The following is an 18,639-nucleotide window of genomic DNA, read 5'->3' on the forward strand; positions in this document are numbered from 1 at the left end:
GTGGGGCGGGCCGCCTCAACCCGTGTCTGTACGCCACTCGGGGGGAGCAGCCCCCGGGCCCGAGGTGTGTTTCACGTGAAACATGCTTCGGCCGCGCGACGATCCGGGCATGCGTCTCGGACACCTGTGCAGGGCCCTCACGCTGGTCCTGTGCGTCCTCGCCGGGCCGCTGATCCCCGCTGCCACGGCCGCCGACGACCCCGATGTGCCCCGTACGAGCCTGACGGTGGCGCGGTTGTATCTGGACGCCGCCCATGCGACCAGCGCGTACGAGCAGGGCAGACGTGCGGCCGAGGTCCAGCGGGCGAAGGCGGAGTGGCTCGACCGGCTCCTCGATGACCGGCGCCGCGATCTCGTACGGCTCCATGACGACATGGGCCGGGTGGCCCGCGCGCAGTACCGGACCGGAGGGAGCATCGCGTACACCGCGCAGCTGCTGCTCGCCGACGACCCCGAGGAGCTGATGCGCGGTCAGCGGCTGGCCTGGCAGGCGGACATGGCCGTGACCCGGCTCTACGGGAAGGCGCGCCGCGCGGAAGGACGGCTCACGTCGGCCCAGCGGCGGGCGCAGGACGCCTGGCGTGATCTCGCGGACCGCAGGGACCAGCTGGAACGCATCAAGAAGTCCGTCGCCGCGCGCCTGGAGGAGGCGCGCTGGGAGCTCCAGGGCGAGGCCGACCGGAGCGTCGCGGCAGGCCGGTGCCGTGGTGCCGTACGCCTTGAGGAGCCGCCGGGCTCCCGCCCCGCGAGTGCGTGGACGGCGCCCGTGGAGACGTACCGGCTGTCGGCGGGCTTCGACAGCGCGGGCGAGCGCTGGGCCCAGCGCCACACCGGCCAGGACTTCGCGGTGGACATCGGTACCCCTGTACGGGCGGTGGGCGCGGGCCGGGTCGTCTCCGTCTCGTGCGGCGGCGGCTTCGGGATCGAGGTCGTCATCGGGCACCCTGGCGGTTACTACTCGCAGTACGCGCATCTGGCGGCGGTCACCGTGGACCAGGGAGAGCACGTGGGCACCGGTCAGTGGATCGGCCAGGCCGGCACCACCGGCAACTCGACCGGTCCGCACCTCCACTTCGAGATCCGGCTCACCCCCGAGATGGGCTCGGCGGTCGATCCGGTCCCCTGGCTGAGCGAGCGCGGTGTGCCGCTGAGCAGCAACGCCGCCGAGCCGGAACCGGACGGGTCGTGACGCCGGTGTGCCGCTGAGGACGCGCGCGTAGCCGCGGAGTGCGGCTCAAATCAAAGGGACTGCGGCTCGGAGGGAGAGCGGCTCGGAAGGGGTGCGCTCAGAGCGAGGCCAGGATCCGCTCGATGACGATCGCCACACCGTCGTCGTTGTTGGCGACCGTGTGACCCGAGGCGGCGGCCACGACGTCGGGGTGGGCGTTGCCCATGGCGTACGAGGTGCCCGCCCAGGTGAGCATCTCGACGTCGTTGGGCATGTCGCCGAAGGCGACGACCTCGGCGGGCGTGATGCCGCGCTCGGCGCAGCACAGTTCGAGCGTGGACGCCTTGGAGACGCCGGGCCCGCTGATCTCCAGGAGTGCCGTCGGGCTGGAGCGGGTGATCTCGGCGCGCGCCCCCACGGCCTTGCGCGCCAGCGCCAGGAAGTCGTCGGGCGGCAGCTCCGGGTGGTGGGCGAGCAGCTTGAGGATGGGCTCGTCGACCGTGTCGTTCTCCTCGGACAGCAGCTTCTCGGCGGGTGCGATGCTGCTGGCGGCGTCCATCAGCATCGGCGGATAGGCCAGTTCGTGGTGGGGGCTCGGTAGCTGAGGTCACAGATCCCATTCTCCCGTACACAGGCGCACGGGCGTGCGAGGGAGCGCACATGTGAGTACGCACGCTGGGGCGTGCGGGGCGCAGGGGGCGCATGAGGCAGGGAGCCACTCGCTGGGCCCCTGCCTGCCCCCTCCCGGCCCTGCCCGGCCCTGTCCGCTCCGGCCCTGACCGCCCGGGTCGGGGCCAGTGTGACCAAAGGGGCCGCCGTGAGGAGCCGAGAGTGTCAGAGGCAGCCGTTAGTGTCGTAGGTATGCGTCTGAGCACTGTGATTCTTCCGGTACGCCGCTGGCACGACGGCGGTCGCGACGAGTGGCTGCGCGCCGAGGAGCTGGGCTTCCACACCGCGTACACCTACGACCACCTGTCCTGGCGGACCTTCCGTGACGGGCCGTGGTTCGGCGCGGTGCCGACGCTGACCGCCGCTGCCGCCGCCACCTCGCGGATGCGGCTCGGCACGCTGGTCACCTCGCCGAACTTCCGGCACCCGGTGACCCTCGCCAAGGAACTCATCACACTCGACGACGTCTCGAACGGCCGGATCACCCTCGGCATAGGGGCCGGTGGCAACGGCTTCGACGCCACCGCCCTGGGCCAGCAGGCGTGGACCCCGCGCGAGCGGGCCGACCGCTTCGCCGAGTTCGTGCCGCTGCTCGACCGCCTGCTGACCGAGGACGCGGTGACGTTCGAGGGGACCGCGTACTCGGCGGTCGAGGCGCGCAACATCCCGGGCTGTGTGCAGCGGCCGCGGCTGCCGTTCGCCGTGGCGGCGACCGGTCCGCGCGGGCTGAGGCTGGCGGCGCGGCACGGGCAGGCGTGGGTGACCACGGGCGACCCGAAGCTCTTCGAGACGGGCACGCCCGACCAGTCGGTGGAGGCGATCCGCGGACAGATCAAGAAGCTCGGCGAGGCCTGCGACGACATCGGCCGCGATGTGGACGAGCTGGACAAGATCCTGCTCACCGGCTTCACGCCGGAGCCCGGGCGGGTGCTGGAGTCGCTCGACTCCTTCGTGGACTTCGCGGGCAGGCACTTCGAGCTCGGCGTGACGGAGATCGTCCTGCACGCGCCGATCCCGGACTCGGCCTTCGCCGCCGACCGCGAGGTGTTCGAGCAGATCGCCATGGAGGGGCTGGCGCAGCTGCGCTGACGCGGCGGGGGCGGAGCACTGCCGCCGCCCCCTTCCCCGGCTCAGCTCTTGGCGCGTACGCGTCCGCTCAGCCAGGGCGTGAGCGTGCCGAGGACGAGTTCCTTGTACGTCTCGTCGCCGGGCAGCGGCACCACCAGCCACCAACCCGGCGGGAAGAAACGGCCCTTGACGTACGCCAGGTCGCCGTAGACCGCACGGAGGAACGCGGGGACCGCGTCGCGCGGCACGTCGTTGAACTCCACACCGTCGACGGTGATCTTCGCGTCGTCCTCCGCGAAGAGCTGCACGGTGACGGCGGGCGAGCCGCCGAGCTCGACGAACGCCTCGTGCGGAAGCGAGCCGTCCGGGTCCAGGACGGTGAACGCCCCGGCCGAGGTGCGGCGCGAGGACCGGTCGGCGCCTATGTCGTGGGTGACCTCGACGGCGAGGTTGTGCGCGCGAGCGACCTCGTGGATCGCGGCGACGGCGCTCTCGGTGCTGGGCAGACGCGGATATGCCATGCCGTCGATCATCTCAGCAGAGGAGCACGGCACCACTGGTATTCGCTGCCGACGGACTCCGGCGAGGGGCCCCGCCAGGGGGCCTCACTCGGGAAGGCGCAGGTACTTCGGCGGTACGGAGTCGGTGAGCCACACCCCGTTCGCGCTGATGTGGAAGACGAGGCCGTCCCGACGCATCGCCGCGGCGTCCACGCTCAGGACGACGGGGCGCCCGCGCCGGGCGCCTACCCGCGTCGCCGTCTCGCGGTCGGCGGAGAGGTGCACGTGGTGGCGGGCCATCGGCCGCAGGCCCTCGGCCCGGATCGCGTCCAGGCTGCGGGCCACGGTGCCGTGGTAGAGGTACGCGGGCGGTTCGGCGGCCGGCAGGCCCAGGTCGACGGCGACGGTGTGGCCCTGACTGGCCCGGATCCGGTCGCCCTCGATCGCGAAGCGGCGCTTGTCGTTGACGGCGACGACATGGTCGAGCTCGGCGCGGGTGACGGGGAAGTGGTGCGCGGCCGCCGCTCGCAGCAGGGCGGCGATCTCGACCCAGCCGTGCGGGTCGAGGGTGAGCCCGATCCGTTCGGGCTGGTGGCGCAGGTGCTTCGACAGGTACTTGGACACCTTCACGGTGCGTCTGTCGTCCGGTGTTTCGGCCATGCCGCCAGGGTGCCGGGCGGGAAGCGTCCCGGCACCCCAATTTCCCTTCGGAGTCACGGCCCTTCCTGGAGTCGTGGCTCCTCTCGGCTCCTCGACGTCAGGCCTTGAGCTGCTCGGCGGCCCAGCGGGCCCACTCCTCGTGCATCGAGCTGAGCCGCTTGCCGTACTCCAGGGCCAGACGGCCGTGGAGGGAGAGCGGGTCGTCGTCCCACTCGATCGAGGCCTCCGCCTCTTCGAGGCCGGCGCGCTGGCGGGCGGAACGCTCGGCCTCGGTCAGGAGGTATGTCTGCGCCTCCAGCGGGGTGAGGAGGCCGAGGAAGAAGACGCGCAGCAGGGAGTCGCTGCGGCGGGTGCGGGAGGGCTCGGTCTCGGTGAGCCAGTGGCGCAGCTCGGCCCGGCCCGGTTCGGTGATGGCGTACTCCTTGCGGCCCCTGGGGCCCTCGGCCGCCACCTCGACCAGGCCGGAGTCGGCCAGCTTGCCCAGCTCGCCGTAGACCTGGCTCTGGGTCGCCGACCAGACGTGGGAGAGCGAGGTCTCGAACAGTTTCATCAGGTCGTAGCCGCTGGCCGGACGTTCGGCCAACAGTCCCAGGACCGCGTGACGAAGACTCATGACCCTCACTTTACATTCCACTCTTGACACGTCAATGCAGGACCCTCTACTTTTGACATGTCGAAGTTGGAATGTGGAGCGGGCGAGAGCCCGATGAAGGGGGACTCCCATGAACTACCTGCGCGGATTCGTTCCGTGGATCATCTTCGCCGCCGTCGGCAGCGAGCACTGGGAGTGGGGCGCGGTCGCCGCGCTCGCCATGGGAGCCTGGTTGTTCTCCGCCGACCGCAAGCGTGGTGCGGCGTCCGACTCGCTGATTCTGGAGCAGTCGACCATCGCCTTCTTCGCCGTGCTGAGCGTCGTGGCCTTCGCGATGCCGGACAGTGGGCTGCGGGAGTACGGCGGGGCGCTGGCCACCGGGTGGCTGGCCCTCACCGCCTGGGCGACGCTGGCCGTCCGGCGCCCCTTCACCACCGGGATAGCCAAGCGGCAGGCGCCGCGTGAGCTGTGGAACAACCCGGTGTTCCTCCGTATCAACGTGGTGCTGACCGCCGTCTGGGCGGCTGCCTTCACCGTCACCGCCGTCGCGCTCGCCATCGTCCACGCCCAGTCGCTGGGCAGTGCCGCCGCGATAGCCGTGCAGGTCGCCGGGTTCGCGGTGCCCGCGCTCTTCACGGCCAAGTACCCGGAGCGCGCCCGGCGCGTCGCCCAGTCCGCCGAAGTGACCGCAATCACGCAGTGATGACAGTCAGTTAGGTTTGATCCACAGACAAGTGCGGTTATCCACAGGGTTTGTGGCTATTCTGTGGACAACCGGCGGGCCGAGAGAGCGTCCAACGTACGGGACTGGACCTCGCGTTCGGCTGCGGCGGAGATGAACGCGGCGACGTTCTCCGGGCCGACCAGGGCCTGTACGGCCCGGACCGTGTGCGCGGGCAGGGCGACCGGCCCGGGGTCGGGATCGGCCGGGGCGGCCGGGGCCGTGGCGCCGAGATGGCGCTGGAGGTGCCGGGTGGCGAACAGGCGCATGGCCCTGGCAAGTTCGGCGTCCACGGTCTGCTGGGCCAGCGGACGCAGCCGGCGCACCAGACCGGCGGCCTCGGCGGCCTCCGCGTCGGTGGGCGGGCGGTGGCCCAGATAGCGGGCGAAGACGTGCTCCGTGGTGAAGTCGAGGAAGCGGGCCGCGATGTGCTCCACCTGGCCGCGCAGCTCACGCAGATGCCCGGAGATCGCGTCCAGGGGAACCCCGGCCGCGTACAGCTCGGCGGCGACGGCCAGCTCCTGCGGGCTGGGGACCAGGAACTCGCGGTCGTTGCCCGGGATGCGTTCCAGGATGCCCAGCTCGACCGCGTCGGCGACGGCCTCGTCGTCGGGCTCACCGCCGAAGGTGGCGTCGAGATCGTCCCGGGAGATCCGGGCGGCCTCCTCGTCGGTCCAGGGTCCGTTGACCTCGGCGACCAGGCCGAGGACACCGCCGAGGCCGCGGCCCGCGTCCCAGGCCTCCAGGAGCTCCTTGATGGAGGCCAGGGTGTAACCGCGGTCGAGCAGATCGGCGATCTGGCGCAGCCGGGCCAGATGGGTCTCGCCGTACACATTGGACCGGCCGCGCCGCTCGGGCCTGGGCAGCAGACCCCTGTCCTGGTAGGCGCGGATCGTCCGGACCGTGGCACCGCTCGCATGCGCCAGGTCCTCGATGCGGTACTCGCAGGAGGAGGGGAGGGAATGTGACACCGCTTGCTGGAGCGCAGGCTGGACGGCCTGCTGGACTGCCTGTTGAGCCAGTGACTGACCCGGCGGCTGACCAGGCGGCTGAGGCGGTGACTGAGTCGGTGCGTGAGCCGATGGCTGGACCGGCGGCTGAAGTGCCGCCTGGGCTGTCGGCTGAGCCGATGGTCGGGCCGATGGCTGGGTCGGCACGGCGGCCGGCACCGGGGCGTGGGCCGGCGCCGCCGACGCACCCGGCGCCGCCGATGACTGTGTTGCTGGCTGCCCGGACAAACCGTCTCCCTCTACCCCAGGGCGGCGCGGCCCACCGCACCCGCTGCCGCACGGGCCGCCGGCGAGGTCGCGAGATATTCGACGGCCTTGCGCAGGGAGCCCTCCTGCGAGGGATGGTACGACCGCCGGAAGTAGCGGGGTATGGCCGAGCCGAGCTCCTTCCAGCTGGGCAGCAGCCCGCGCCGTACGGCCCGGTTGTGCTCGCGCAGCGAGTAGCGCAGCCGGCCGGCGAGCCGGGGGTCGTGGCGGATCAGATAGGAGGCACCCCACCCCCACAGCCAGAGCAGCACCGGGGCGACCACGACCATGCCCTCCACCCGGCGGGCGTAGCGGGGCAGGCCCTCGCCGCCGCAGTGCTGGTACATGTCGAAGGCGACGGCGCGGTGTTCGACCTCCTCGGCGCCGTGCCAGCGCAGCAGGTCGAGCATGATCGGGTCCGAGCCGGCCCGGTCGAGGGCCTCGGCGTGCAGTACCCAGTCCCCCAGGACCGCGGTGAACTGCTCGATCGCGGCGATCAGCGAGAGCCGGAAGCGCAGCCACTCCTGGGTCGGTATCGGCGCGCCGAACGGGGGTCGCTCACCGAGGAGTTTGTCGAAGAGGAAGTCGACATGGCGGGTGTAGGCGGCGGTGTCCAGGCGCTGCTCGGCGAGGTGGTCGAGTACATGGGCGTGCTGGACGCTGTGGGTGGCCTCCTGGCCCATGAAGCCCTTGACGTCCTTGAGCAGGACCGGGTCGGTGACCAGCGGAAGGGCTTCCTTGAAGACCTTCACGAACCACCGTTCGCCCGCCGGAAGGAGCAGATGGAGGACGTTGATGACATGGGTGGCGGTGGGCTCGTCCGGTATCCAGTGCAGGGGGGTCTCGTGCCAGTCGAACGAGACCCGCCGCGGGGTGATCCGGTAGTGCTCCGGACCCGCGCCCTCCAGGCGCTCCGTGCTCACAGCGGTGGCTCCAATCGGGCGATCGCGCGCAGGGTGCGGGGCATGAAGCGGGACATGAGGTGGGCGCCGCGGGCCTCGGGTGTCACCGGCACCACGGCCTGGTTCTTCACCACCGCGCGCAGGATCGCCGTGGCGACCTTCTCCGGCGGGTAGTTGCGCAGGCCGTACAGCCGGGCGGACTTCTTCTGGCGGCGCTTCTCCTCGGTCTCGTCGACCCCGGCGAAGCGGGCGGTGGAGGTGATGTTGGTGTTGACGAAGCCCGGGCAGATGGCGCTGACGCCGATGCCCTGTCCGGCCAGTTCGGCGCGCAGGCACTCGCTGAGCATCAGCACCGCCGCCTTGGTGGTGGAGTAGGCGGGCAGCGCCTTGGAGGGCTGGTAGGCGGCGGCCGAGGCGGTGTTGACGATGTGGCCGCCCTGACCGCGGTCGGCCATCTGCTTGCCGAAGATCCGGCAGCCGTGGATGACGCCCCACAGATTCACGTCGAGGACCTTCTTCCAGTCCTCGGTGGTGGTGTCGAAGAACGAGCCGGAGAGGCCGATACCGGCGTTGTTCACCAGGACGTCCACGATGCCGTACTCGGCGGCGACCTTCTCGGCGAGCTTCTCCATCGCCTGCTCGTCGCTGACGTCGACCGTCTCGGCCCAGGCCTCGGGGGCGCCGATGAGCCGGGACATGTCGGCGGTCCGGGCCGCCCCCTCCGCGTCCCGGTCCACCGCGACGATCCGTGCCCCGGCCTCCGCGAACGCGAAGGCGGTCGCCCGGCCGATGCCGCTGGCCGCGCCGGTGACCAGGACCAGCTGCCCGCCGAAGCGGTCCGCGTACGGGCCGGTGGCCACGGCGTCCTTGGCCGGGACGCCGTCCTCGTTGGCGGTGACGAACTCGGTGATCCAGGCGGCCAGGCGGTCGGGGCGGGTGCGCGGGACCCAGTGCTTGGCGGGCAGGGTGCGGCGGACCAGCTGGGGCGCCCACAGCTCCAGGTCGTCGTAGAGCCGCTCGGAGAGGAACGCGTCGCCGGTCGGCGTGATCAGCTGCACCGGCACATGCGCGTACGCGTCGGCGCGGGGGCGGCGCAGCCGGGCCCGGACGTTGTCCCGGTAGAGCCAGGCGCCGTGTGCCGCGTCCTGAGGCAGGGAGGCCGTGGGGTAGTCGCCGGAGGGGACCTTCTCCAGCCGTTCGAGGATCCTCGGCCACTGCTTGCCGAGCGGGCCGCGCCAGGCGAGCTCGGGCAGGACCGGGGTGTGCAGCATGTACACGTACCAGGACTTGGCGCCCTGGCCGAGCAGCTGGCCGACCCGGCGAGGGGTCGGACGGGTCATCCGGTTCTTGATCCAGTGTCCGAAGTGGTCGAGGGAGGGGCCGGACATCGAGGTGAAGGAGGCGATCCGGCCCTCGGTGCGTTTGACGGTCACGAACTCCCAGGCCTGGACGGACCCCCAGTCGTGGCCGACCAGGTGCACCGGCCGGTCCGGGCTCACCGCGTCGGCGACCGCCAGGAAGTCGTCGGTCAGCTTCTCCAGGGTGAAGCCGCCGCGCAGCGGGGCCGGGGCGGTCGAGCGGCCGTGGCCCCGTACGTCGTAGAGCACGACGTGGAAGCGCTCGGCCAGCCGGACGGCGACCTCCGACCAGACCTCCTTGCTGTCCGGATAGCCGTGCACGAGCACCACGGTCGGCTGCTCCGGGTCGCCGAGTTCGGCGACGCACAGCTCGATCCCTCCCGTGCGCACCCAGCGCTCGCGCGCGCCCTCCATGCCGTTGCCCGCCCGGTCTCCCACGCTCACGCCGCCTTCTCCTCGGCCCAGCGCCGCACATGCGGCAGATCGTCGTCCAGCCAGAACGCGCTCTGCTCGGGGTCCTTGGAGTCGGTGACGACCAGGATCTCCTCGAACTTCGCGCCCGTACCCCGGAATCCGAGGTGCGGCTCGACCGCCCAGAGCCCCGGACGGGGCGGGTGGTCGGAGAACTTGTAGGGGCTCCACAGTGGCGACCAGCCGTCGCGGTGGCCGTGCAGCGCGTCGCTCGCCAGGCCCTTGAGGGCCTGGGTGCCGAACCCGAACACGTTCGGCGACCAGCGGCGCTCCTTGACCTGGTCGATCTTGTGGGCGATCACGCCGAACGGGTAGGCGCGGTGCCGGTTGGCGTAGCCCTGGCGGACCATGAGCCGGTCCACGTCCTCGTAGATCTCGCGCAGCGGCCGCCGCTCGCGGACCTCGCGCAGGAGGAGCTCGCGGTGTGCTTCGAGATCGGCGAGGAGCCGGTCGTGCACGGGGTTGAGGCCCAGGCATCCCGAGTAGCCGATGTCGGCCGTGAAGCCCTTGTAGACCGGGGCCATGTCGAGGATGAACGGCATCCCCGCCTCCAGCCTCCGGTTGGTGGGGAAGAACTGGAGCGGGACGCGGAAGTTCACGAACGCCGTGCGGTCCCCGAACCAGGCGAACGGCAGATGGAACCAGTCCCGCACACCGCGCTCGCGCAGCCACTCCCGCTGCATCCGGGCCGCCTCGCGCTCCGTCACGCCCGGCTTGAGCTGGCCCGCGACGGCCTCCGCGCACTCATAGGCGAGCCGCTGCACTTCCCTGAACCCGCTGAGCCGCGCGTCGAGTTCCGTCTTGACCGCCGTTGGCATCGCGCCCACACCCCTGTCGCCGTACGCGTGCGTAACTTGACACTGATGAATGTGACAATGCCCGGCGGCTACGTCAAGGGTTCCGGGCCCACCTGTGGACGACGAGGGCGTTGTGGACAACCCGATCCCCCGTCGGTGGGCGTTTCTCAGGGTCCCGTCAGCCTTCCGTAGGGGGCACCTAGGGGGCCGTACCTCTGGAGTCGGACACGGATCCAACCGCCTGGTCTGACGATTGGTGTGGCCTGCGCCACTACCTTCGAAGTGTGAATGTGATCGCGACCGAAAGCCTGAGCAAGCGGTTCCCCCGGGTGACCGCGCTTGACCGGCTCTCCTTGGACATCGGGCCCGGTGTGACCGGCCTGGTGGGTGCCAACGGAGCCGGCAAGTCGACGTTGATCAAGATCCTCCTCGGCCTCTCCCCGGCCACGGAGGGCACCGCCGCGGTGCTCGGCCTCGACGTCGCCACCAGCGGCGGCGCGATCCGTGAGCGCGTCGGCTACATGCCGGAGCACGACTGCCTGCCGCCCGACGTCTCGGCCACCGAGTTCGTCGTGCACATGGCGCGCATGTCGGGCCTGCCGGTCACCGCCGCCCGCGAGCGCACCGCCGACACCCTGCGCCACGTCGGCCTCTACGAGGAGCGGTACCGCCCGATCGGCGGCTACTCCACGGGGATGAAGCAGCGCGTCAAGCTCGCCCAGGCGCTCGTGCACGACCCCCAGCTGGTTCTGCTCGACGAGCCGACCAACGGGCTCGACCCGGTCGGCCGCGACGAGATGCTCGGCCTGATCCGCCGCATCCACACCGACTTCGGCATCTCCGTCCTGGTCACCTCGCACCTCCTCGGCGAGTTGGAGCGCACCTGTGACCACGTGGTGGTCATCGACGGCGGCACGCTGCTGCGGTCCAGCTCCACCAGCGACTTCACCCAGACCACCACCACCCTCGCGGTCGAGGTCACCGACTCCGACGCGCACCCGGACGGCACCGAGGCCGTGCGCGGCGCGCTCCTCGCGGCCGGCATCACGCTCCACGCGGGCGTGGAGGAAGGCCTGCCGGGCGCCGGGCACATCCTGCTCGTGGAGGCGGCGGGTGAGCAGACGTACGACGTGGTGCGCGACATCGTCGCCGGGCTCGGCCTCGGGCTCGTACGGATGGAGCAGCGCCGCCACCACATCGCGGAGGTCTTCAAGACCCCGGCGCAGGCTGCGGAGCCGGTCTCCGAGCGCGCCGCCGCCTGGGCAGCGACCGCCGCCGCCACACAGCAGAACGGAGGCGGCAGCCATGGCAGCTGAGGCCGCAGGGACGCGGATGACACCGAACCAGATCGCCCAGACCCAGATCCACAACATCGGCTACCGGGACTACGACGGCCCGCGCCTTGGCCGGGCGTACGCACGGCGCTCGCTCTTCTCGCAGTCGCTGCGCGGGGCGTACGGACTGGGCCGCAGCGCCAAGTCCAAGGTGCTGCCGATGCTGCTCTTCGCGGTGATGTGCCTGCCCGCGGCCATCATGGTCGCGGTCGCCGTCGCCACCAAGGCCAACGACCTGCCGGTGGACTACACGCGCAACGCGATCCTGATGCAGGCCGTGATCGGCCTGTTCATCGCCGCGCAGGCCCCCCAGACCGTCTCGCGCGACCTGCGCTTCCGTACCGTGCCGCTGTACTTCTCACGGCCCATCGAGCGTGTGGACTACGTGCTCGCCAAGTTCGCGGCGATGGCCTCGGCGCTGTTCATCCTCACGGCGGCGCCGCTCGTCGTGCTCTACGTGGGCGCGCTGCTCGCCAAACTCGACTTCGCGGACCAGACCATGGGGTTCGCACAGGGACTGGTCTCCGTGGCTCTGCTCTCGCTCCTGTTCGCCGGCATCGGCCTGGTGGTCTCGGCGCTCACCCCGCGTCGCGGCTTCGGCGTCGCGGCCGTCATCGCCGTCCTGACCATCTCCTACGGGGCGGTCTCCGCGGTCCAGGGCGTCGCCTTCGACCAGCAGTCCACCGGGGTCATCCAGTGGCTCGGGCTCTTCTCCCCCATCACGCTCATCGACGGGGTGCAGACCGCCTTCCTCGGCGCGACCTCGGCGTTCCCGGGCGCCGAGGGACCCGGTGCCGGCGCGGGTGCGGTGTATCTGCTCGTCGTCCTCGCGCTGATCGCCGGCTCGTACGCCGTCCTGATGCGCCGCTACCGGAAGGTCGGGCTGTGACCACCATCGACATCGACCACACCTCGCGCTGGTTCGGCAACGTGGTGGCCGTCAACGACGTCACCATGTCGATCGGCCCCGGCGTGACCGGACTGCTCGGCCCCAACGGCGCCGGGAAGTCCACGCTCATCAACATGATGGGCGGCTTCCTCGCCCCCTCGACCGGAAGCGTGACGCTCGACGGGCGCCCCATCTGGCGCAACGAGGACGTCTACCGGCAGATCGGCATCGTCCCCGAGCGCGAGGCGATGTACGACTTCCTGACCGGCCGCGAGTTCGTCGTCGCCAACGCCGAGCTGCACGGGCTCGGGGCGAAGGAGGCCCAGCGGGCCCTCGCCACGGTCGAGATGGAGTACGCGCAGGACCGCAAGATCCAGACGTACAGCAAGGGCATGCGCCAGCGCGTGAAGATGGCGTCCGCGCTGGTCCACGCCCCCTCGGTGCTGCTGCTCGACGAGCCGTTCAACGGCATGGACCCGCGCCAGCGCATGCAGCTGATGGATCTGCTGCGGCGGATGGGCGCCGAGGGCCGCACCGTCCTGTTCTCCTCGCACATCCTTGAGGAGGTCGAGCAGCTCGCCGCGCACATCGAGGTGATCGTGGCCGGGCGGCACGCGGCGAGCGGTGACTTCCGCAAGATCCGCCGGCTGATGACCGACCGGCCGCACCGCTATCTGATCCGCTCAAGCGACGACCGCGCGCTCGCCGCCGCGCTGATCGCCGACCCCTCGACGGCCGGGATCGAGGTGGACCTCAAGGAGGGCGCGCTGCGCATCCAGGCGGTCGACTTCGGGCGGTTCACGACCCTGCTCCCGCAGGTCGCGAAGGCGCACGGGATCCGTCTGCTGACGGTCTCGCCGTCCGACGAGTCGCTCGAATCCGTCTTCTCCTACCTCGTAGCGGCCTGAAAGGAGCTGTGAGCGTCATGTACAACCCCACAGTCGCCCGGCTCACCTACCGGGCCCTGCTCGGCCGCCGCCGGGCCGCCATCCTCTGCGTGCTGCCGGTGCTGCTGATCGTCATCGCGGCGGCGGTACGGTCCTTCAGCGGCGCGGACGACCAGGTCGCGGCCAACCTCCTGGGTGGGTTCGCGCTCGCCACGATGGTCCCGCTGATCGGCGTCATCGCGGGCACCGGAGCCATCGGACCCGAGATCGACGACGGCTCGATCGTCTATCTGCTGGCCAAGCCGGTGAAACGCCCGACGATCATCCTCACCAAGCTGATCGTGGCGATCGCGGTGACCATGGCCTTCTCGGCCGTCCCCACGTTCATCGCCGGAATGATCCTCAACGGCAACGGCCAGCAGATCGCGATCGCCTACACGGTCGCGGCCCTGGTCGCGTCGATCGCGTACGCGGCGGTCTTCCTGCTCCTGGGCACGGTCACCCGGCACGCGGTGGTCTTCGGCCTGGTCTACGCGCTGGTCTGGGAGAGCCTGTTCGGCAACCTGGTCCCGGGCGCGCGCACGCTGAGCGTCCAGCAGTGGTCGCTCGCCCTCGCCGAGCGGATCGGCACCAACGGCTTCATCACCTCGGACGTCGGGCTGCCCGCCGCGGTCGTCCTGCTGACCGCGGTCACGGTCCTGGCGACCTGGTACGCGGGCCAGAAGCTGCGCACGCTGAAGCTGGCCGGGGAGGAGTGACCCCCGGGGCGGACGAGGCCTCGGGCGGAGGCGTCACCCGCCCGCGACCCGGGCGGCGGCCTTGTGGCCCCGCCCGGGTCATCATCGAAGGATGACGACCCTCCACGGCCCGGGCACACGACGGGCGCCCGAGCCGGCCCGGCCGGTGCGGGCCTGGGTGCGTTCCTCGCCCGGGACGCACATCTGGCTGCTGGTCATCGCGATCACCAGCATCGTCATCGAACTGTCCAGCCAGGGGCTGGAGCACTATCTGCTGCACCGCAACAGCAGCAACATCCACGAGCTCACCAAGCACCCCGCCCAGTCGCTGTTCACCAGCGCCTTCTGGATCGAGAACCCGTCCTCGTTCCTGCTCTACCTGGTCCTCTTCGAGCTCGTCCACGCGCCCGTGGAGCGCTGGATCGGGACCGTGCGCTGGCTGGTGGCGGTCGCCCTCGCACATGTCTCGGCCACGCTGATCAGCCAGGAAGTGGTGCTGTGGAGCATCCGCAACCACGAGGTGCCCAAGCGGATGGCGCATGTCGTGGACATCGGGGTCAGCTACGGGCTGGCCGCCTCGGCGGGGCTGCTGGTCTACCGGCTGCCGAGGCCCTGGCGATGGCTCTACCTCGCGTGCGTGGTCGCCTTCTTCGGGATCCCGCTGCTGACCGGGGGCACGTTCACGGACATCGGCCACGGGGTCTCGCTGGCGATCGGGCTGGCTTGCTGGCCGCTGACCAGGGGTAAATCAGTGGCTTCGAACGGGCGTGCGGTGCACAGTGGTTGAGGGCCCCAGGGCAGACCGCTTCGAGCGCGCTACGGCGCGGGTCGCCTTGGGGTACGGGGATCGGTAAGGGGCGTCCACCTATGGCGGACGCCCCTTACTTACTGCCCGTACGGGTGCCGGAAGCACGCGCGTACGTAAAGCGCTCACGTGCCCAGCAACTGCTCCAGCACCACCGCGATCCCGTCGTCCTCGTTGGACGCCGTGATCTCATGGGCGACGGCCTTCAGCTCGTCGTGGGCGTTGGCCATGGCCACACCGTGCTCGGCCCAGCCGAACATCGGGATGTCGTTGGGCATGTCGCCGAACGCGATCGTGTCCGTCGAGCGGCAGCCGAGCCGGCGCGCGGCCAGCGACAGACCCGTCGCCTTGCTCAGGCCCAGCGGAAGCAGCTCCACCACGCCCTCGCCCGCCATCACCACGTCGACCAGGCTGCCGACGACCTGGCGCGCGATCCGCGCCAGCTCGTCGTCACCGAGCTCCGGGTGCTGTATGTAGACCTTGTTCAGCGGCGCCGACCACAGCTCGGCGACCTGGTCGAAGGCGACGACCGGCAGCGAGCCCTCCTGGACCCGGTAGCCGGGGCCGACCAGCACCTCGCCGTCGAGCCCGTCCCGGCTCGCGGCCAGCGCCAGCGGGCCGACCTCGGCCTCTATCTTCGACAGTGCGAGCCCCGCCAGCTGGCGGTCGAGCGTCACCGACGTCAGCAGCCGGTGCTCGCCCGCGTGGTAGACCTGCGCGCCCTGGCCGCACACCGCCAGACCCCGGTACCCCAGGTCGTCCAGGATGTGCCGGGTCCAGGGCACCGCGCGGCCGGTCACCACGATGTGGGCCGCGCCCGCCGCGGTGGCCGCGGCGAGCGCTTCACGGGTGCGCTCCGAGACGGTCTCGTCGGAGCGCAGCAGCGTCCCGTCCAGATCGGTCGCGATCAGCTTGTACGGGAACGGGTTCCCCGGGGCGGTGCTCACTTGGCGAGGGGCTCCAGCACCTCGCGGCCGCCCAGGTACGGGCGGAGCACGGCCGGGACCCGCACCGAGCCGTCGGCCTGCTGGTGGTTCTCCAGGATCGCGACGATGGTGCGCGGCACCGCGCAGAGCGTGCCGTTCAGCGTCGCCAGCGGCTGGACCTTGCTCTTGCCCTCGCTGGTGTCGCGCATCCGTACGGACAGGCGGCGGGCCTGGAAGCTGTCGCAGTTGGAGGCCGAGGTCAGCTCGCGGTACTTGCCCTGGGTGGGGATCCACGCCTCGCAGTCGTACTTGCGCGAGGCCGAGGCGCCGAGGTCGCCGGTGGCCACGTCGATCACCTGGAAGGGCAGCTCAAGGCCGGTCAGCCACTGCTTCTCCCAGTCCAGGAGCCGCTTGTGCTCGCTCTCGGCGTCGTCCGGGTGGACGTACGAGAACATCTCGACCTTGTCGAACTGGTGGACACGGAAGATGCCCCGGGTGTCCTTGCCGTACGTACCCGCCTCGCGGCGGAAGCACGGCGAGAAGCCCGCGTAGCGCAGCGGCAGCTTCTCCGCGTCGATGATCTCGTCCATGTGGTACGCGGCGAGCGGGACCTCGGAGGTGCCGACCAGGTAGTAGTCGTCCTTCTCCAGGTGGTACACGTTCTCCGCGGCCTGGCCGAGGAAGCCGGTGCCCTCCATGGCGCGCGGGCGGACCAGCGCCGGGGTGAGCATCGGGATGAAGCCGGCCTCGGTGGCCTGCGCGATCGCCGCGTTGACGAGGGCGAGCTCCAGGAGCGCGCCGACACCCGTCAGGTAGTAGAAGCGCGAGCCGGAGACCTTGGCGCCGCGCTCGACGTCGATGGCGCCCAGCGCCTCGCCGAGCTCCAGGTGGTCCTTGGGCTCGAAGCCCTCGGCCGCGAAGTCGCGGACGGTGCCGTGCGTCTCCAGGACGACGAAGTCCTCCTCGCCGCCGACCGGCACGTCCCCGTGGACGATGTTGCCGAGCTGGAGCAGGAGCTGCTTGGCCGCCTCGTCCGCCTCGTTCTGCTCGGCCTCGGCGCTCTTGACGTCGGTCTTGAGCTGCTCGGCCTTCTGCAGGAGCTCGGCGCGCTCCTCGGGCGAGGCCTTGGGGATGAGCTTGCCGAGCGCCTTCTGCTCGGAGCGCAGCTCGTCGAAGCGGACGCCGGACGACCTGCGCCGCTCGTCGGCTGAGAGCAGGGCGTCGACGAGCGCGACGTCCTCTCCACGGGCGCGCTGGGAGGCGCGAACACGGTCGGGGTCCTCACGGAGCAGGCGAAGGTCAATCACCCCTCCAGGCTACCGGTGCGGATCCCTGGGACCCCACCGGATATCCCCGCCACGCCTGTTCCGCGTGTCGGTTTGCCCGAATTGACCGTATTGAGAAATGTGGTGGAGGAATTCCGGGACGGCCGTCAATAAAGCCTGCCCTTTTCCCTGAAAAGGGGTGCTTTCCGGACTTCGGTTGACCGGACTCCCTTGCGTCCCAAGGGACTTGTCCACAGAAGCGCACAGGCCGGAAAAGTTATCCACAGGGTGTGGGGAGTCGCTGTGGACCAGGGGGAGGACCCGCTCCAAAGCCGTGTGCGCGGCCAAGGATTCCCCGCTGGATCCTCTTCCACACACTCATTCGGGTGGGAATTACTCGCCCTAAAGAGTTGATCAATGGAATTGGGGTGACATCGCCCGCCCTGATCTTCTGTGGATGGATGAGTCATCACTAGAGGGATTTGTCGACTGTGTCCGGTTGCGTTGTCGACTTACCCACAGGTCGAGAAGAGCGCCTGTGGATAACTTTGTGGACAGTGAAAATCAGCAGGTAGGACTGGTGGAAAAGGCGCACGGCCGCGCTCACTCGCGGGCGCGGCCCATCTCAGGGCGCGGCTCACCCCGGGCCCGCTCCACAGCGGCAGCGCCCGGCTCAGGCCACGGGGGCGTTCAGGCCCGGCCGTCCTGGCTGCGCGCCAGCCACTCCGCCGCCGCCACGAACTCGGCGTCCGAGGTCCCCGGCCGTACCGTCCGCACCTCGTCGACCGTCACGCCCGCACGCGGGTACGAACCGAGGAAGCGCACCTTGGGGCAGATCCGCTTCAGCCCCATCAGCGCCTCGCCCACCCGCCGGTCCGAGATATGGCCCTCGGCGTCCACCGCGAAGCAGTAGTTGCCGATGCCCGCGCCGGTCGGCCGGGACTGGATGAGCATCAGGTTGACCCCGCGTACGGCGAACTCCTGGAGCAGTTCGAGCAGCGCGCCCGGGTGGTCGTCGCCCAGCCAGATCACCACGGATGTCTTGTCCGCCCCGGTCGGCGCCGCGGGCCGGGCCGGGCGGCCCACCAGGACGAACCGGGTCTCCGCGTTCTCCGCGTCGTGGATCTCGGTGACCAGCGGCTCCAGGCCGTACGTCGCCGCCGCGAACTCGCCCGCGAACGCCGCGTCGAACCGGCCCTCCTGGACCAGCCGGGCGCCGTCCGCGTTGGACGCGGCCGACTCCCACAGCGCCTCGGGCAGATGCGCGCGCAGCCAGTTGCGCACCTGCGGCTGGGCCACCGGGTGCCCGGTCACCGTCTTGACGTCCGACAGCTTCGTCCCCGGCCGCACCAGCAGCGCGAAGGCGATCGGCAGCAGCACCTCGCGGTAGATCATCAGCGGCTCGCCGGAGGCCAGCTCGTCCAGGGTCGCGGTGACCCCGCCCTCCACCGAGTTCTCGATCGGCACGAGCGCGGCCGCGGCCTCCCCGTTGCGCACCGCGTCGAGCGCGGCGGGCACGGACACCATCGGCACCAGCTCACGGGTCGCCGCCTCCGGCAGCGTGCGCAGGGCGGCCTCGGTGAAGGTGCCTTCGGGACCCAGATAGGTGTATCGCGTGGCGGACATACTCGTCA

General features: G+C 70.8%; 18 protein-coding genes and 1 pseudogene. 8 read left to right on the plus strand and 11 right to left on the minus strand.

Annotation, left to right across the window (positions count from 1 at the left end):
- Positions 1–109 precede the first annotated feature (109 nt).
- A complete protein-coding gene (locus tag A8W25_RS16520; protein ID WP_067162237.1) occupies positions 110–1,189 on the plus strand; it encodes a M23 family metallopeptidase in 1,080 nt (359 codons plus the stop codon).
- Between the two features lie 97 nt (positions 1,190–1,286).
- Here the strand turns inward: A8W25_RS16520 and A8W25_RS16525 are convergent.
- A pseudogene (locus A8W25_RS16525) lies at positions 1,287–1,757 on the minus strand (HAD family hydrolase); the annotation flags it as partial.
- A 272-nt stretch (positions 1,758–2,029) separates the two neighbouring features.
- Here A8W25_RS16525 and A8W25_RS16530 point away from each other — a divergent pair.
- Entirely contained in the window at positions 2,030–2,926 is an 897-nt protein-coding gene (locus A8W25_RS16530) for an LLM class flavin-dependent oxidoreductase (protein WP_067162239.1), read from the plus strand.
- A 41-nt stretch (positions 2,927–2,967) separates the two neighbouring features.
- On the opposite strand, the gene A8W25_RS16535 is transcribed toward A8W25_RS16530, so the two are convergent.
- The 3 genes from A8W25_RS16535 to A8W25_RS16545 form a co-directional block, all read right to left on the minus strand.
- Positions 2,968–3,426 carry a hypothetical protein gene (locus tag A8W25_RS16535; protein ID WP_067164132.1) on the minus strand — a complete coding sequence of 153 codons (459 nt, stop codon included), beginning with the start codon at positions 3,424–3,426 and terminating at the stop codon, positions 2,968–2,970.
- 84 nt (positions 3,427–3,510) lie between these two features.
- On the minus strand, positions 3,511–4,065 hold the full coding sequence (locus A8W25_RS16540; RefSeq protein WP_067162241.1) for an RNA 2'-phosphotransferase: 555 nt from the start codon (positions 4,063–4,065) through the stop codon (positions 3,511–3,513).
- Positions 4,066–4,162: 97 nt separating this feature from the next.
- Positions 4,163–4,678 carry a PadR family transcriptional regulator gene (locus A8W25_RS16545; protein WP_079126130.1) on the minus strand — a complete coding sequence of 172 codons (516 nt, stop codon included), beginning with the start codon at positions 4,676–4,678 and terminating at the stop codon, positions 4,163–4,165.
- Between the two features lie 109 nt (positions 4,679–4,787).
- Between A8W25_RS16545 and A8W25_RS16550 the strand changes: the two genes are divergently transcribed.
- Complete coding sequence (locus A8W25_RS16550; protein WP_067162242.1) at positions 4,788–5,360, plus strand: hypothetical protein; 573 nt, start codon at positions 4,788–4,790, stop codon at positions 5,358–5,360.
- 56 nt (positions 5,361–5,416) lie between these two features.
- Here the strand turns inward: A8W25_RS16550 and A8W25_RS16555 are convergent, their stop codons facing one another.
- From A8W25_RS16555 to A8W25_RS16570, 4 genes are all read right to left on the minus strand, one after another.
- The gene (locus A8W25_RS16555; protein ID WP_067162244.1) at positions 5,417–6,349 is read right to left on the minus strand and encodes a MerR family transcriptional regulator; all 933 of its coding nucleotides are present in this window, start codon (positions 6,347–6,349) and stop codon (positions 5,417–5,419) included.
- A 278-nt stretch (positions 6,350–6,627) separates the two neighbouring features.
- Positions 6,628–7,557: a metal-dependent hydrolase gene (locus tag A8W25_RS16560; RefSeq protein ID WP_079126131.1), complete on the minus strand. Its 930-nt coding sequence runs from the start codon at positions 7,555–7,557 to the stop codon at positions 6,628–6,630.
- Positions 7,554–9,308, minus strand: a complete 1,755-nt coding sequence (locus tag A8W25_RS16565; RefSeq protein ID WP_067164137.1) for an SDR family oxidoreductase — start codon at positions 9,306–9,308, stop codon at positions 7,554–7,556. The genes A8W25_RS16560 and A8W25_RS16565 overlap by 4 nt, the downstream gene beginning before the upstream one ends.
- Positions 9,309–9,334: 26 nt before the next feature.
- Positions 9,335–10,183, minus strand: a complete 849-nt coding sequence (locus tag A8W25_RS16570; RefSeq protein WP_067162246.1) for a M24 family metallopeptidase — start codon at positions 10,181–10,183, stop codon at positions 9,335–9,337.
- Between the two features lie 269 nt (positions 10,184–10,452).
- On the opposite strand from A8W25_RS16570, the gene A8W25_RS16575 reads away from it, so the two are divergent.
- From A8W25_RS16575 to A8W25_RS16595, 5 genes are all read left to right on the plus strand, one after another.
- On the plus strand, positions 10,453–11,478 hold the full coding sequence (locus A8W25_RS16575) for an ABC transporter ATP-binding protein (protein ID WP_067164139.1): 1,026 nt from the start codon (positions 10,453–10,455) through the stop codon (positions 11,476–11,478).
- A complete protein-coding gene (locus A8W25_RS16580; protein WP_067162248.1) occupies positions 11,468–12,385 on the plus strand; it encodes an ABC transporter permease in 918 nt (305 codons plus the stop codon). Before A8W25_RS16575 ends, A8W25_RS16580 begins: the two co-directional genes overlap by 11 nt.
- Positions 12,382–13,293: an ABC transporter ATP-binding protein gene (locus A8W25_RS16585; protein WP_067162249.1), complete on the plus strand. Its 912-nt coding sequence runs from the start codon at positions 12,382–12,384 to the stop codon at positions 13,291–13,293. Before A8W25_RS16580 ends, A8W25_RS16585 begins: the two co-directional genes overlap by 4 nt.
- A gap of 17 nt (positions 13,294–13,310) precedes the next feature.
- Positions 13,311–14,030, plus strand: a complete 720-nt coding sequence (locus A8W25_RS16590; protein WP_067162251.1) for an ABC transporter permease — start codon at positions 13,311–13,313, stop codon at positions 14,028–14,030.
- A gap of 91 nt (positions 14,031–14,121) precedes the next feature.
- Positions 14,122–14,796 (plus strand): rhomboid-like protein, encoded by a 675-nt coding sequence (locus A8W25_RS16595; protein ID WP_067162253.1) that lies wholly within the window; start codon positions 14,122–14,124, stop codon positions 14,794–14,796.
- Between the two features lie 143 nt (positions 14,797–14,939).
- Here the strand turns inward: A8W25_RS16595 and A8W25_RS16600 are convergent, their stop codons facing one another.
- The 3 genes from A8W25_RS16600 to pheA all read right to left on the minus strand — a co-directional run bounded on the left by A8W25_RS16600 (position 14,940) and on the right by pheA (position 18,631).
- Positions 14,940–15,761: an HAD family hydrolase gene (locus tag A8W25_RS16600; protein WP_067162254.1), complete on the minus strand. Its 822-nt coding sequence runs from the start codon at positions 15,759–15,761 to the stop codon at positions 14,940–14,942.
- Positions 15,758–17,047 (minus strand): serine--tRNA ligase, encoded by a 1,290-nt coding sequence (gene serS / locus A8W25_RS16605; protein ID WP_067162256.1) that lies wholly within the window; start codon positions 17,045–17,047, stop codon positions 15,758–15,760. The genes A8W25_RS16600 and serS overlap by 4 nt, the downstream gene beginning before the upstream one ends.
- Before the next feature lie 648 nt (positions 17,048–17,695).
- Positions 17,696–18,631: a prephenate dehydratase gene (gene pheA / locus A8W25_RS16610; protein WP_067162258.1), complete on the minus strand. Its 936-nt coding sequence runs from the start codon at positions 18,629–18,631 to the stop codon at positions 17,696–17,698.
- Positions 18,632–18,639: the final 8 nt, after the last annotated feature.

The sequence above is a fragment of the Streptomyces sp. ERV7 genome, assembly GCF_001653515.1.
In the GTDB taxonomy this organism is placed as follows: domain Bacteria; phylum Actinomycetota; class Actinomycetes; order Streptomycetales; family Streptomycetaceae; genus Streptomyces.

What these genes read in the sequence shown, in the direction of transcription:
- A8W25_RS16520 (WP_067162237.1), top strand. Translation starts at nt 110, where the DNA reads ATGCGTCTCGGACACCTGTGCAGGGCCCTCACGCTGGTCCTGTGCGTC.
- A8W25_RS16530 (WP_067162239.1), top strand. Translation starts at nt 2,030, where the DNA reads ATGCGTCTGAGCACTGTGATTCTTCCGGTACGCCGCTGGCACGACGGC.
- A8W25_RS16535 (WP_067164132.1), bottom strand. Translation starts at nt 3,426, where the DNA reads ATGGCATATCCGCGTCTGCCCAGCACCGAGAGCGCCGTCGCCGCGATC.
- A8W25_RS16540 (WP_067162241.1), bottom strand. Translation starts at nt 4,065, where the DNA reads ATGGCCGAAACACCGGACGACAGACGCACCGTGAAGGTGTCCAAGTAC.
- A8W25_RS16545 (WP_079126130.1), bottom strand. Translation starts at nt 4,678, where the DNA reads ATGAGTCTTCGTCACGCGGTCCTGGGACTGTTGGCCGAACGTCCGGCC.
- A8W25_RS16550 (WP_067162242.1), top strand. Translation starts at nt 4,788, where the DNA reads ATGAACTACCTGCGCGGATTCGTTCCGTGGATCATCTTCGCCGCCGTC.
- A8W25_RS16565 (WP_067164137.1), bottom strand. Translation starts at nt 9,308, where the DNA reads ATGGAGGGCGCGCGCGAGCGCTGGGTGCGCACGGGAGGGATCGAGCTG.
- A8W25_RS16570 (WP_067162246.1), bottom strand. Translation starts at nt 10,183, where the DNA reads ATGCCAACGGCGGTCAAGACGGAACTCGACGCGCGGCTCAGCGGGTTC.
- A8W25_RS16580 (WP_067162248.1), top strand. Translation starts at nt 11,468, where the DNA reads ATGGCAGCTGAGGCCGCAGGGACGCGGATGACACCGAACCAGATCGCC.
- A8W25_RS16590 (WP_067162251.1), top strand. Translation starts at nt 13,311, where the DNA reads ATGTACAACCCCACAGTCGCCCGGCTCACCTACCGGGCCCTGCTCGGC.
- A8W25_RS16595 (WP_067162253.1), top strand. Translation starts at nt 14,122, where the DNA reads ATGACGACCCTCCACGGCCCGGGCACACGACGGGCGCCCGAGCCGGCC.
- pheA (WP_067162258.1), bottom strand. Translation starts at nt 18,631, where the DNA reads ATGTCCGCCACGCGATACACCTATCTGGGTCCCGAAGGCACCTTCACC.